This window comes from Pseudomonas arsenicoxydans (assembly GCF_900103875.1).
GTDB classification, from domain to species: Bacteria; Pseudomonadota; Gammaproteobacteria; order Pseudomonadales; family Pseudomonadaceae; genus Aquipseudomonas; species Aquipseudomonas arsenicoxydans.
The window spans coordinates 5,147,750-5,162,176 of sequence record NZ_LT629705.1; the positions used below are offsets into that span (position 1 = coordinate 5,147,750).

Genomic DNA, 14,427 nt, shown 5'->3' on the forward strand with positions numbered 1-14,427 from the left:
CCATCAGGCAGATCTCAACAGGTCACGACCAATCGGCATCGCAGCGGAAAAGTCTAGCGACTGCACCCTGACAACAAGTTCGTCGAACTGTGGGCGCAGGGATGGCGGCGTTTTTGACGCCAGTGCGTCTGCCAGTTCTATGGCTTGAAGGTTACCCGTTTCCAGCAATAGCAAAATCTCCTCTAGAGACTCTCTCCATTGCGCCGGCGCCATGGAATCTTCGTCAGCACTGCTTTTTGCACGCGGGCTCTGACCAAAATCGACATTCATTTGCTCAAGGCTTTGTTGCAGTAACCTGCTCAATTCGTCAAACCATGTTGGGTCTACAAAGATGCTCGCTACAGACTCTGCATCTCCGTGTATTAGTGTGTGCTCCAGGTTGCCGGCCAGCAGCGACACCTCCTTGGCCCCCATGGTGCCGCTGCTACCTTTAATGGTATGGAGCACAAAAGCGGCCCCCGATGCATCTTGCCGCTGGATCTGATCGCGCAACTGGACAAGCTGTTTTTCCATCTCTGGACCAAAGGTACGTAGCACCTTGCGGATCAAATCGAGGTCACCACCAAAGCGGTCAATAGTTGATGCACGAGACTCTATAACGCCTTCTCCCGTATTGACTTGCCCCAAGGTTAAAGATGCCTGGCTATCATCACGGCCTGATTGAAAGAGCAGCGTTACGACGAGTTGTTCCAGGTCTATAGGTTTGCCGACATGATCATTCATCCCCGCAGCAAGACAGGCTTCACGGTCGGTACTGGAAGCATTTGCGGTCATTGCCACAATCGGCAGTGTTGCGAAGCGTGGGTTCGATCTAATGCGACGAGTCGCCTCCAAGCCATCAATATCTGGCATCTGGATATCCATTAATACGACGTCGAAGGACACACGCTCATTCATCACCTTGCTGACACCTTCCAGCCCGCCTTCAGCCAGCGTCACCTGCGCGCCTTCCCTTGTCAGTAACTCATCGGCAACCTGTCGATTGAGCATGTTGTCTTCCACCACCAATAGCCGTAGCCCGGCCAGACGCGGTGGTCTCTCACCCGTTGAGCGGGGAATGGGGGAATGCAGAAGGCCTTTGCCATTGAACGCTTGCTGAACAGCGTCGGCTAGCTGCTTGGGAGTGACAGGTTTGGTGAGGAACCCCACGAAGGGAGCGTCTCCCGCCTGGTGGACGTCGGCCAATACCTCGCGGCCGTGAGCAGTGATCATAATGACCATCGGAGGTGGCACACCGTTACCCTGCTGATGAATCAATTGCGCAGCGCTCAGCCCATCAATATCGGACATCCGCCAGTCCATCAGCACCACGTCGTAGGCCTCATCTAGCGCTTGGGCTTTCTTTACCCATTCCACCGCTTGCGTACCACCACTCACGCGGTCAGCCTTCCATCCCAATGCATGAACGGTTCGTAACAGCAATTCACCCGCCGTGGCGTTGTCGTCAACGACCAGAATCCGTAAGGACACATCGACTCCAGTACATGCGGATTTCAGCAGTGACGTCGGCGCTACATCCAGAGTTATATCGAACCAGAAACGACTCCCGACACCTTGCTGGCTCTCCACTTGAAGTTCACCACCCATCAAGGTGACCAACCGCTTGCAGATCACCAGGCCCAGACCTGTGCCACCAAAGCGCCGGGAAGTTGAAGCCTCGGCCTGAGTGAAGCCTTCAAAAATGCGTTGAAGTTGTTCCGGGCTAATACCGATGCCGGTATCAGCAACGGCGATGCGCAAGCTCACAACATTTTCCGTGCGCTTCAGTTGTTCAACGCTGACCACGACCTGGCCTTCCAGGGTGAACTTGAGGGCATTACCCGCCAGGTTGATCAGTACCTGTTGCAGTCGCAGGCTATCGCCGATCAGGTCGTTGGGTAAATTGGAGTCCAGGTCGAACATGACCTCAACCTCCTTCTCGCCTTGGTTACCTGTCAGCACAACGGCGAGGTCACGCATGAGCGGTTCAAGCTCGAACGGGTGCACATCGAGTTGCAGCTTGCCAGCCTCAATCTTGGAGTAATCGAGAATGTCATTGAGCAAACTCAGCAGTGATTTCGCAGCGGTCTGCGCTTTGGTCACATAATCGAGTTGGCGACCATTCAGGTCAGTGTTCTGCACCAACTGCAACATACCCAACACGGCGTTCATCGGTGTGCGTATTTCATGACTCATATTGGCCAGGAAGGCAGACTTGGCCGCACTCCCCGCATCGGCCTGTTCCTTGGCGTAAAGCAGATGTGACTCTAGCTCGCGTTGAACAGTGATGTCCCGATTGATACCGGTCACGCGCAAAGCTGTACCGTCTGGACTGCGTTCTATCTGTGCGCCGGCCTGTATGAAGCGGATCTGGCCGTCCGGGCGAATCACACGAAAAATTGTGTCATACACATCAGTCCCCTCGACGGCAGCATTCAGCTTTGCAGCCGCTGCCACGACATCCTCAGGGTGAACACGTGAGTACCAGTGCAAATAGCTCAGACCGGTATCGCGCAACGACAGTGGCTGCCCGTAAAACTCGAACATGCGGTCATTCCACTGCAAGTTATTGTCCGCCAACGTCCAAGACCAGACGCCCAATTCGGCCACTTCAGCAGCCATCAGCAGTTGATCGTGCACCGCCATCAGTTCGCTACGTTGTTCCAGTGTCGTCTTCAGGCTCGCAGCCAGTTCCTTTTCAGCTGCTTTACGTTCGGTGATGTCTACCGCAATACCCAGGTAACCGCTCAATACCCCATCGGCATCGCGCATGGAGGTGACCACTAACGTGACAGGAAACCGCGAGCCATCTTTGCGTGTGTAAGTCCACTCTCGGGTTTCTGCGCCTTCAAGCTCAGGTTTATGGGTAAGCACACGGAAACCGTCGATAGTCTGAGCGTACTCCTCGCTCAGCTCAACGCCACGTGAAGCGACTTCCTCTGGGACATGGAAGAGCGCCGGGGTGTCTTTGCCTACTAACTCATCGGCGTCATAACCCAACAAATGCTCGGCGCCTTTGTTGAACACGCGGATAACGCCATCGAGATCCGTCGCAATGATCGAAACTTCAGTAGCCGAGCGTAGCACCGTGTCCAACAACAGATTGAGATGCCGCAACTCGGATGTTCGTTGCGCAACCTGCTCTTCGAGGTTGGAGTTGAGTTCAAGAATTCGGGCCTCTGCCACTTTTTTCGCCGAGATATCCCTCAACGTCTTGGACGCCCCGATGACGCGACCACCCTCGTCATAAATGGGTGAGATGCTGACGGAGACATCGATCAGTCGCCTGTCTTTGTGATGGCGTTGCGTATCAAAGCTGCCGATACGCTCACCCGCCCTGATGCGCGCAAGGATATGAGCTTCCTCTGTGACAAGCGCCAGCGGCACAATCAAATTGGCCAGTGCCTGGCCCACGGCCTCCTCGGTGGTGTAACCAAAAAGGTGCTCCGCCCCTTTGTTCCAGTTGGTGACGACGCCATCGAGGGTTTTTCCAATAATGCCATCGCCCGAGCTTTCGACGATGGCGGCCAATCTTGCCTGCTCGGTAAATATCTGCCGCCGACGTTGACGGCTGACACTCACGACACTCGCCAAGGTCGCCAGAAGAAGCGTGAGAAAACCACCGAAAAACAGCACAACTTTTGGCGAGACCTGATGTAGGTGCTGGATGAACAGCGAATTTGCGTCGAGTTCGATTTGCCACCGCCTCCCGTATACCTCGCGCTCCAGCTGATGGGTCATCAGCGTTTCACGGCGAGCCGAGTCGTCGGTGCTTTCATAAAACAGTTTCTCTTGCCCTGGGACAGTGATATCCCTCAATCGCAGATGCACCGTCTCATTTTCTATGCGCAGGCCTTTGAGTACCTCCTCGGTCTGCAACACAGCATAGCTCCAGCCAAAAGCTGCGGTCTCTCGTTCAGCAGCGGTCGCCGGAGTCACTCCGCCGCGAAAGATGGGCATCAACACCAGGAAAGACTGCTGCGGTTTTCCTATGGACTGTATTAGCGTGATGGGCCCAGTGATCCGTGCCGCACCGCTTTGTATTGAGGATTGTGCCGCCTCTCGCCGCGCTGTCTCTGACGCTATGTCCAAGCCAATGGCAGCCTGGTTACCTTCAGCCGGTTCGACATACTGAATAACGTAGCGCTCGCCTGAATGCGCTGAGAATTGATGAATGGAGAAATCCGCCGCGCCGTCAGCTTGAACGTGCTTGAGAAACTCGTTTTCATCACGTTCTGGCACACGCCTGATAAAACCAAAGGCACTGGCGCCGGGGAACTCGAAAGCGAGGTCACGGGTTCTGTGATATTGGCGAAACACTTCACGGCTGATGTCATATTCGCCTGCTGTCAGCACCGCTCCACGAGCGCCTCGCAAACCGTATTGGTAAAGATTAAGGCGAGTTAAAACCAACTCTGCGGCGTCTTCTGTCGCCGCTGTAATCGCTTCTTGAGCCTGCTGTTCGTTGATGCGTTCAAGGATCCAGCCACCCAGAATACTTGCCCCTAACCCCACGGCCAGAGTGATAGCTACTCCCCAGTTCCATGCAAAAAACTTATGCTTTCTCACCCGCATTGTCCCATCGCAGAAGGCCTTCAGCCTTCAAGATTAACGTTCATACCCTATTGGGGGCCGCAAGATGTCCAACCTGTAAGTCACGAATACGCTCAGGTCAGGCCCGCTAATCGTTGAAGTCTGTCTATGTCCGCTTCGGGTTCGCCGTTGTTCATGGCGGCAGCAAGGCGCATCACCACTTGTTCGCGGCGAACTTGCATGCGGGGCAACGCATAAATTGCGCCTATCAACTCGCGCAGAACCATAGGCAGCCCCCAGCGCGCTTTCAAGCGAATGGCAAAAGGCGCTGAAAAATCACGGACAGCGTGGGTGAGCGTTTCTTCGGTCACGCTATTACCCAGGTTCTCCCATTTCTGAGTTTGGTACAGCACACAGAGTTCGCCCATGCGGTGCAACAGCGCGGCGCTTTGCAGCGGAGCGGGGTCCACTCCGCATTGTTGACCTAGGAGCACAACCCTTTCAGCTAAACGCTCGGCATCATCCAGATGAGCCTGAATGAAAGTCATCAGCATGCCGTCAGGTTGAGTATTGGTCTGTCGCAGGGCCTGGCTTATCGCCAGATTCACGCTGGTAAGCCCTCCCAGCCGCGCCAGGGCACCGTTCAAATTCGTGCATGGCTGCCCGAGCCCGAGATACGCGGCACCGTTGGCGGCGGCGATCAAGTGCGCACATAGCGCCGGGTCATACTGCCAATCATTAGCGAGTTCCCGCAAATCCATCACCGCCCCGCCATAGCCGAGCTGAAGCTTGTCTTTTACCGAAGCCAGTAAAGGCAAGTCCAACTCTGCCGCAGACAAACCACTGAGATAGCTAATCAGGTCTTCATTGTTGACAGTGGTCGTCCGGGGGGGCTCATCAAGCGGAAGGAGCGTATCCAGGCATTGTACGACGCGCGAAACCTGGAATGGCTTGGTGAAAAAAGCGCTGATCCTCAGCGATTTTACCGCCAGCACACTGTCTCGATCAGCGCGCCCGGTGATCATGATCAGCGGCGTGTCTTGATCTTTTTCGCGAATTTTCTGCAACAGGTTGACGCCGGGGGCATCCGGTAGATTCCAGTCGGCCATCACCAACTGATAGGTGCTTGGCTGCCAAGCGTCTAAAGCACTAGCGACATCGATAAAGCAATCGACCTGAGCAACCGGACGGATGCTCAACACAAGCTGTTTTAAAAGATCGGATATCCAGGGGTCATCATCCAGAATCATCACTCGCATTCGGTATCCTCACTGGTTTGACACGCAACTTCTCAACGTCTTAGGGACCAGGATTATCGGCCACCTGCAAAAAATAGACGTCGTTGAGATCAAAGGGTGAGGTTGTTACTGAGCGATTTTGAGTAAATCACGGCAATTTCCCTTTGACTTGTAGCTTGATAGGATCCTTGAAGGATCGAATCTATTCCTGACCCGCGAACTATACAAGCAAGCTAAAAGCTCACAGGTAGTTAGGCTGGCGGGGGCTAGCGCATGAAACGCCGCCATAGCGGGTCGATTTCAGTCGGTTACAACAGTCAGCTATTGGCCGATTCTGTTGAAAAAGTCGGATTTTCAGCTCGCCTGAACTCAGGCACGACCACCACCGGAGAACCTACTCACCACATTCAGTGGTTTCTCGGCCCTTCGTTGACCTTTGCTGCTCTGTTATTGGGTTAATTTGAGGTTTTTTGCTTCGTGCAGGCGCACCTATCCCGTAGAAGGTGGCCCTTGAGATGCAAGTTTGGCCAGACGTCGCAGGTTCTGTACCGCGGCCGCCAGCGTGAACTCATCGGACGCGCCACTCATGCCACGTAGTCGCAAGCGATCCAGTTTCAGGATGCGCTTGAGGTGGGCAAACAACATTTCAACCTTCTTACGTTCGTGGCGAGAGCGCACATACTCCGGCGTCGCCGCGATGCGTCGAGCCACATCGCGAGCGGCTTCATGGACGCTGCGAGCGATCTTGCGGAACGCAGTGTTCGGGCAGCACTTGGCTTTCATCGGACACGTAGCGCAGTCGGCCTGTCGGGATCGGAAGATGATGGTGTTGGCTTTGGTGACGTGTGAACGCTCATTCTTGAAGGCTCGCCATTCGCTGCGCAATGGGTTGCCGGCCGGGCAGCGGTATTCCTCAGCCTCTTCATTCCAGTGGAAATCGTTACTCGAAAAGCTGTCGTTCTTGCGCTCGGTTTTGTCCCACACCGGCACATGCGGCTCGATGTCTTTTTCCTCCACCATCCAGGCCAGCATCGGAGCTGTACCGTAAGCGGTGTCGCCGATGAGGCGCTCTGGCTTGATGTCGAACTGCGCTTCGACCCGATCGATCATCGTCTTGGTGCTCTCGACTTCTGCGGTTCGATGAGCCGGTGTGGGTTCCACATCCATGATCACGCCGTGCTCGGTATCGATCAGATAATTCGTGGAGTAAGCGTAGAAAGCTGGGCCGCCTGAAGCAGCGGTCCAGCGGGCCTGAGGATCCGTCAGCGACAGGCGCTTCGGTAGCGTTTCGGCCAGAGCCTCTTCATCGAGTGCCTCAAGATACTCACGCACGGCGCGGGTGCTCAGGGATGGATCGCTCCAGTTGACCGGTTCATCTCCCGGTACGCCGCGCTGCCGACTCGCATCCGCTTTGATGATGCTGGCGTCCACGGCAAAGCCTTCGCCCTTGACCAGACCGGCGTCCATGCAGCGACGCAGGACTTCATTGAACAACCAGCGAAACAGATCACTGTCCCGAAAACGGCCGTGTCGATTTTTGGAAAAGGTCGAGTGGTTGGGGATTTCGTCTTCAAGGCTCAACCGGCAGAACCAGCGATACGCCAGGTTCAAATGGGCCTCTTCGCACAACCGCCGCTCTGAGCGAATGCCGTAGCAATAGCCGACGATCAGCATGCGAATCATCAGTTCGGGATCAATCGACGGACGCCCAATCGGGCTATAGAAATCGGCGAGGTAATGGCGCAGGTCGCTCAGATCAAGACACTGATCAATGCTGCGCAGAAGGTGATTGGCTGGGATGTGATCTTCAAGGTTGAACGAGTAAAACAGTCGCTCCTGCCCACTCGATAACTGTCCCATCATGCTGTGTGATCCCCCTCCGGCCAATGCGGAGATTTTGCCGGAGGCCAGCCAGGGGAGCTACTTTTTCAACAGAATCGGCCGTTAACTGCCTTTCGCGAAAGGCAGCCATGGGTCGAACGAAACCCGGTACCGATCCGACTCTTCACCTGAAAGCTGAGACTTCATGGATGCGGTTGCCGACTGCCCCTCCCCTCTGTGACGACGGACTAACCACCGCCACACAGGGCTTGCTCTTACTCCTTCACCTCAACCTGATCCAGCGCCTGATTCACCGCCAATTCCCCCAGCATCACGACCTGCGTAATTCCCAACAAAGTCTTGCGGTGTGAGTTGTCCAGTAACGCCGCGAAATTGTTGAGCATGGTGGTGGCCGAGCCTAAAGATTCGCTCGCGTTGGCCAGCAGGGATTCGGTGTCGTACTTGGGATTGACGAGGAACATGCGCTCAGGTTCGTTGGCCGCAGCCATGATGTGGGCGCCTGGGTTGAGGTAATGGTCGAGGGCACGCTCGGCGGCGTCGTGGAATTTTTTCGAGTCGACGGATTCGTAGGGGGATGCCGGATCGGTATCGGGTGGGTTGGGTGTGGGTTTGATCATGGTGAAACTCCTGATTGTTCACTAGGAGCTACCAACATCACTTGCAGATGATGGGTGGCAGCTATGCGCGGGTCTGCAAGACCGGGAAACCAGGAACCCGGCAGACTGTGAGGTCTCCCGCACAAAGCCGCCATTTAACGGACCCGAACGAGCGTCCTGTGGCAGGGCTATGCGACTGGTATTCCGGCGGGCTTGCAGACCCGATCACTGATGAGCAGTGACTGGAATGAAGTTACCGACGGGGCCCTAGACGCACAAGCCGGCGGATTCTGGCGTACGCGTAGGCAACGACGCAAGGCGTTGTAGCCGTAGCCGTTCGGACGTAACACCGAGTGTCTTTAAACGTGCGCCTTGAAACCTGTTTAAGGCATCAAACGTTGGGCGAATATGACTTGGCAAAAATTGATGGTGTTGGATCTGACGCCATCGCGGGCAAGCCCGCTCCCACAGGGAGATGTGGCGAGTTCGAAGTCTGGGGGTGGCAATGGGTATGTCCGGTGCCGGCTTCGAAAATCACCCCATTGATTACATTACGTATCTGCGCGGCAACCGTCCGACATTTCAAATACACAAGATTCTGGACATTTAGCGAGGGTGGCCAAAAACGCGCAGGGGTTGGCCCAAAATCATCACAGCCATCGCTTCAGTGAAAACCCATAACTCATAAAATTTACTCATCGGTAGTTAGAAAGATTACTGGTCCTGGGGGGTACAGGTGCCGGCATAAAAGCCGTCGGCGCAATGCCCTTGAACCCAAATATCTAATTTTCGGAGTAAAGCATGAGTGCATCGCAAAGGGTTGTTGTCGTTACCGGAGCGTCGCAAGGCATAGGCGATGAAATCGTGAAGGCGTTTCGAAAGCTCGACTACCGCGTGGTTGCGACCTCTCGTACGATCAAGCCGTCGGACGACCCGAACATACTGGCGGTAGCTGGTGATATTGGTGATCCGGCGACTGCCCAGCGTGTCATTTGCGAAGGTGTCGCGCGATTTGGCCGGATCGACACACTAGTGAACAACGCCGGTATCTACATCGGTAAGCCTTTCACCGAGTACACCATCGAAGACTACAACGCCGTCATGAACGTGAATATGGCTGGCTTCTATCACATCACCAAACTGGCCATCGCCGAAATGGAAAAGCATGCGAGCGGCCACGTGGTGACTGTCACCGCCAGCATCGAAAACGGCATCAGCGGCGCGCACATGGCACTGGCAGCGATGACCAAGGGTGGTTTGAACGCCGTCACCAGAGCGCTGGCGATTGAATACGCCCAGCAGGGGATCCGCGTGAACGCTGTCGCGCCGGGTGTCACCAAGACGCCTATGCATCCTGTGGAATACCACGAAATGCTGGGCAGCTTCCATCCGCTGGGCCGCATGGGCGAAGCGAGCGAAGTAGCCAACGCCGTCGTCTTCCTGGATTCAGCAGAGTTCATCACGGGAGAAATCCTGCACGTCGACGGTGGCCAGAGCGCCGGTCGGTAAAGGACGCCAACGGAGCCCTTTGCGGCTATCGCAAGGGACTCCACATGACCCCTGGTGCAAGGACGAACTGGAATACCCCGCGCCCAATTCGCGAGTAGCAAAGACTCACTTCCGAAAGTAAAGACCGCGCTGTCATCTCGCTGATTTTTCCAGCCACCGCACGGATTTTATTCAACGTCAAATCACCGCTACCGCCTCCCTTTCCTGGATCGCCGCAAAGTGCATCGCCACCGATGCCTATGTCCGACCAGGTCGTTCCATTTCGATAGCAGGATGACGTTTTGGGGAATCAGGCCAGCATTTTTCAGCGTGTCTATAGGAAACAAGATGCATACAACCTCAAACCCGGCGGCACAGCAGAGGTCACTGGCGGTGCTGCTCGCCAGCAGCTTCGCCTTTATCATCGTCCAACTGGACGTCACGATCGTCAATGTCGCACTGCCCAGGATAGGCGTGGAGCTGGGCGCCGAGGTCAGTACGCTGCAGTGGGTGATCGATGCCTACACCCTGGGCTTCGCCACCTTTCTGCTATCGGCCGGGGTGATGGGCGATAAGTTCGGTTCCAAGCAGGTGTTCCTGAAGGGCTTCGCCCTGTTTACGCTGGCCTCCATCGCCTGCGCGCTGGCGCCCTCGGCGATGGCGCTTAACGTGGCGCGGGCCGCGCAAGGGGTCGGCGCGGCGCTGCTCGTACCCAGTTCGCTGGCCATCCTCAATGCTACCTATGCCCACGATAAAAATAGGCTGGCCAAGGCGATCGGCTGGTGGACGGCAGCCGGCGGCGTGTCGATCGCAGCCGGCCCCGTGATCGGCGGCCTGCTGCTGTCGACAGCGGGATGGCGCAGCATTTTCTGGGTCAATGTGCCGATCTGCGTGATCGGCTTCGCGCTGACGTATTACGTCGTGCCGCGCATGGTAAGCAAGGCACCGTCACGCCACTTCGACCTGCCGGGCCAGCTGCTGTCGGTGCTCGCGCTGATCGGCTTTATTGGCGCGGTGATCGAGGTGCACTCACTGGGCTTTTCCAGTCTGGTGGTGCAAGGCGGCTTTGCGTTGGCCATCGTCGCCGGCAGCGCCTTCCTGGTGGTCGAAAGCCTCGTGCGGGCGCCGATGCTGCCGCTGACACTGTTCCACAGCATGCGTTTTTCCGGTGCAGTGCTGTTTGGTGTGCTAGCCAATTTCACCTATTACGGCTTGATTTTCGTGCTTAGCTTCTACCTGCAAAAAGTGCGCGGCTATACGGTGATGGAAACCGGGCTGACCTTCCTGCCGCTGACCGGGACAGCCTTCTTTTCCAACATCGCCGTCGGCCGCCTGTCGGCGCGCACCGGACTGCGTGCGCTCATGGTGGGTGGCGGCCTGATCGGTTGCTCCGGCTACGCACTGCTCGGCACCTTTGGTATCTCGGAGCATGCCACCTTCCTCGACATGCTCCCGGGCCTGGCGCTGATCCCAATCGGCATGGGCTTCGCGGTGCCGGCCATGACAACGTCGATCTTGTCCAGCGTCGAACGGCACCAGGCGGGGACGGCGTCGGCCGTACTGAACACGGCGCGCCAGGTGGGCGGTGCGACCGGAGTCGCCATCTTCGGCGCCATCGTAGCCGGCGATACCGACGCGGCCGTCATGGGCGGCGTGCGCAGCGCATTGCTAATCTCAGCCGCGCTTTTGCTGGCGGCGGTTGCCGTTGCATTCTGGAGCCGCGCCGGCACCACGGCGCCGGTGGCAGATCCGTGCTGAATTTACCCCCCAAAACTTCCCCTCTGTGACGACGGTTAGCCACCGCGCCCATCGCTGAATCTTCGAAAGATAGATAGCCGATTTGACGTTAGCCCTTTTTGCGATACGCCATTGAGTCGTCGATACGTTTGAGAATGTAGTCGCCCGCCGCTACCGGAGGATACAGACTCAGCGCCGGATCGATTCCCAGATCGCAGGGATCAACAACAGCGCTATAAGTTGGATCGTAGAACGTGGCAATGGAATAGCGCTCGTGACCCGAAGTGTTAATCACCCGGTGCAGGGTCGAACGAAAGCGATCATTGGACCAATGAGCCAAAAGGTCTCCAACGTTAACGACCAGACTGCCAGGAATAGGGGTCGCTTCGATCCACCGGTTGGAGCCAAGCTCGCGTACCTGTAGGCCGCCGCTGTTATCTTGATAGAGCAAGGTAATACAACCGTAATCCGTGTGCGGCGCCACGCCGAATTGGTCAGCCTCAGCCTGTGCAGGCTGTGGTGGGTAATAGACCATCTGCGTACGCTGCAGGGGCTTGGTGTATTTGTCTGTGAAGAAATCCTCTTCAATACCCAACCCTACCGCTACTGCCCTCAGTAAATCCGCCCCGGCCTTACCGATTTCTGAATAGTATTCAGACAGCGCGTCTTGCAACTCCGGCATGAACTCCGGCCACTGATTCGGCCCGCGCAAAGCCTCACCAGCAACAACGCATGGATCATCCTCCGCCAGCTCCAGACCGATACTGAAGAACTCCTTGTGATCAGGTTTGGTGGCTTCATACATGGTCGCCCCACCCAGCGCATGCCAGCCTCGATGCCGCTTGTTCACCGCCACCTGGCGCTTGATCTCAGTCGGATAGGCAAAGAACTGTGCAGCTGCCGCCATCGCTCTGTCGATCACCGGCTGCGGTACGCCGTGATTGATAATGTAGAAAAAACCGATTTCGCTGCAGGCTTTTCGAATGGCATCACCGGCCCTGCGAATGCTTGCCTGATTACCCTCACGAACTCCGGTCATATCGATCAGAGGCAGATTGGTGATAGAGGTCATGTTCACTCCTGCAAAAGTAAATACAGCGGTGGCGAGGTGACGGCTTTGCCAGCGAATGACAAGCCGGTATATACAGGACATAGCATTTACTGTGCCGCCTCACCAGTTACCTATCTGCAAGCCTCGAGCTAATGCGAATATTGCGACGCAAGAGCCCGATCAAACCTGTTACTAGCCCGTTTCCCTTCGCCCCAGCAGTGGGCAGAGCGCCCACAACTGGTGCAACCTTCGGTTACATCCTTTAGAAAAACCGTCCTGATAAATTTCTCTTTTCGTCTGAACGAGCGGGTCTGGAATGCTCGTTGGCGAGCCGATACGGAAAGCTGGCCTGCATTTTGCCTTACCTGTATATACAGGAACATGTAGCTGTCTCTATTCCCCATCACCTGCCATCAGGACACTCTCAATGTACGCACCGTTGCAGCTCAAACCCGGTCATCTCACCCTCGATCAATTGCGCGCCATCTACCAGTTGCAAAGTCCTTTCGAACTGGACCCGGCTGCACGCGACGTCGTCGATGCAAGTACTCGTACAGTAGACGAAATCATCGCCAACGAGCGGACGGTGTACGGCATAAATACCGGGTTCGGCCTGCTGGCACGGACCTCAATCCCTACCGAGTCGCTGGCCAAACTGCAGCGCAACCTACTGCTTTCACATTGCACCGGCACCGGCCCGCTGCTGGATGACGCCAGTGTCGCTCTCATCATGGCGCTCAAGGTGGGTTCCCTCGCCCGTGGTTTTTCCGGGATTCGTTGGGAGGTGATTCAGGCCCTGAGCAAGCTCTATGCGGCCAGGGTTTACCCGTGCATACCGTCACAAGGGTCCGTCGGCGCTTCGGGCGACCTGGCACCGTTGGCGCATATGTCCGCGGTGTTGATCGGCGTTGGCCGGGTACGTCATGAGGGCCGTGAAATGGAGGCTGTCGAGGGTCTGGCGATTGCAGGTCTCGAGCCGATGGTGTTGGGCCCGAAGGAAGGCCTGGCGTTGATCAATGGCACACAGGTCTCTACGGCGCTGGCCTTGCGTGGCCTGTTCGCCTGCGAAAAGCTGTTCAGCGCTGCGGTCGTCGCCGGTAGCCTGAGCGTTGAAGCCTTGAAAGGCTCGGACGTGCCGTTTGACCCACGCATCCAGGCCGTTCGCGGACAACCGGGGCAGATCGACGTGGCGCAGCTCTACCGCGAATTGCTGGCTACCAGTGAAATTCGCGAATCCCATCGCAACTGCGACCGAGTGCAGGACCCTTACTCACTGCGTTGCCAGCCTCAGGTCATGGGCGCGTGCCTGGACCACATGCGCTTTGCCGCCGGAGTCTTTCTGCGTGAGGCCAATGCCGTCTCGGATAACCCGCTGGTGTTCTGCGCCGACGGCGACGTGCTCTCGGGAGGAAACTTCCACGCCGAACCGGTCGCCATGGCCGCCGATGTTCTGGCCTTGGCCATCTCCGAGATTGGCGCCCTTTCCGAGCGGCGCATCGCACAACTGGTTGATCCGGCATTGTCGGGCCTACCGGCTTTTCTGGTGCGCGAAGGCGGCCTGAACTCTGGTTTCATGATCGCTCAGGTCACCGCTGCCGCCCTCGCTTCGGAGAACAAGACCCTGGCGCATCCGGCATCAGTCGATAGCCTGCCGACCTCAGCCAACCAGGAAGACCATGTGTCGATGGCGACCTTTGCGGCACGTCGTTTGCTGGACATGGCCGGCAACAGCAGTGCGGTGGTTGCCATCGAATTGCTGGGCGCAGCTCAAGGCGTGGACTTGCATGCCCCACTGCAGACGTCGCAAAAGCTCAGCGAAGTGCTGACGATGATTCGCCGTGAAGTGGCTCACTACGATGAAGATCGATATTTCGCCCCGGATATCGCCGCTGCGCGAGCCTGGGTCGAGAACGCGGCGTTCACTCGCTGGTTGCCAGCGGAACGCCTGTATGCCTGATTTGTA

At 56.7% G+C, this 14,427-nt stretch carries 9 protein-coding genes; 4 read left to right on the forward strand and 5 right to left on the reverse strand.

All coding sequences use genetic code 11. The annotated features are described in order from the left end of the window. Window positions 1–3: 3 nt before the first annotated feature. Entirely contained in the window at window positions 4–4,554 is a 4,551-nt protein-coding gene (locus tag BLQ41_RS23975; RefSeq protein WP_090185313.1) for a PAS domain-containing hybrid sensor histidine kinase/response regulator, read from the reverse strand. Window positions 4,555–4,646: 92 nt separating this feature from the next. Next, the gene (locus BLQ41_RS23980) at window positions 4,647–5,771 is read right to left on the reverse strand and encodes a response regulator (protein ID WP_090185316.1); all 1,125 of its coding nucleotides are present in this window, start codon (window positions 5,769–5,771) and stop codon (window positions 4,647–4,649) included. A 252-nt stretch (window positions 5,772–6,023) separates the two neighbouring features. Between BLQ41_RS23980 and BLQ41_RS30575 the strand changes: the two genes are divergently transcribed. Then, the gene (locus BLQ41_RS30575; RefSeq protein ID WP_157695041.1) at window positions 6,024–6,209 is read left to right on the forward strand and encodes a hypothetical protein; all 186 of its coding nucleotides are present in this window, start codon (window positions 6,024–6,026) and stop codon (window positions 6,207–6,209) included. A 30-nt stretch (window positions 6,210–6,239) separates the two neighbouring features. Here the strand turns inward: BLQ41_RS30575 and BLQ41_RS23985 are convergent, their stop codons facing one another. Beyond that, window positions 6,240–7,613, reverse strand: a complete 1,374-nt coding sequence (locus BLQ41_RS23985) for a transposase (RefSeq protein ID WP_090180061.1) — start codon at window positions 7,611–7,613, stop codon at window positions 6,240–6,242. A 233-nt stretch (window positions 7,614–7,846) separates the two neighbouring features. Next, window positions 7,847–8,209, reverse strand: coding sequence for a DUF6124 family protein (locus BLQ41_RS23990; RefSeq protein WP_090185319.1), 363 nt, complete (start codon window positions 8,207–8,209; stop codon window positions 7,847–7,849). Between the two features lie 780 nt (window positions 8,210–8,989). Between BLQ41_RS23990 and BLQ41_RS23995 the strand changes: the two genes are divergently transcribed. Continuing rightward, window positions 8,990–9,697 carry an SDR family NAD(P)-dependent oxidoreductase gene (locus BLQ41_RS23995; RefSeq protein WP_090185321.1) on the forward strand — a complete coding sequence of 236 codons (708 nt, stop codon included), beginning with the start codon at window positions 8,990–8,992 and terminating at the stop codon, window positions 9,695–9,697. 327 nt (window positions 9,698–10,024) lie between these two features. Beyond that, window positions 10,025–11,434 (forward strand): MFS transporter, encoded by a 1,410-nt coding sequence (locus BLQ41_RS24000; RefSeq protein WP_090185324.1) that lies wholly within the window; start codon window positions 10,025–10,027, stop codon window positions 11,432–11,434. A gap of 88 nt (window positions 11,435–11,522) precedes the next feature. Here the strand turns inward: BLQ41_RS24000 and BLQ41_RS24005 are convergent, their stop codons facing one another. Continuing rightward, the gene (locus BLQ41_RS24005) at window positions 11,523–12,485 is read right to left on the reverse strand and encodes an isopenicillin N synthase family dioxygenase (RefSeq protein WP_090185326.1); all 963 of its coding nucleotides are present in this window, start codon (window positions 12,483–12,485) and stop codon (window positions 11,523–11,525) included. A 406-nt stretch (window positions 12,486–12,891) separates the two neighbouring features. Between BLQ41_RS24005 and hutH the strand changes: the two genes are divergently transcribed. Beyond that, window positions 12,892–14,421: a histidine ammonia-lyase gene (hutH, locus tag BLQ41_RS24010; RefSeq protein ID WP_090185330.1), complete on the forward strand. Its 1,530-nt coding sequence runs from the start codon at window positions 12,892–12,894 to the stop codon at window positions 14,419–14,421. Window positions 14,422–14,427: the final 6 nt, after the last annotated feature.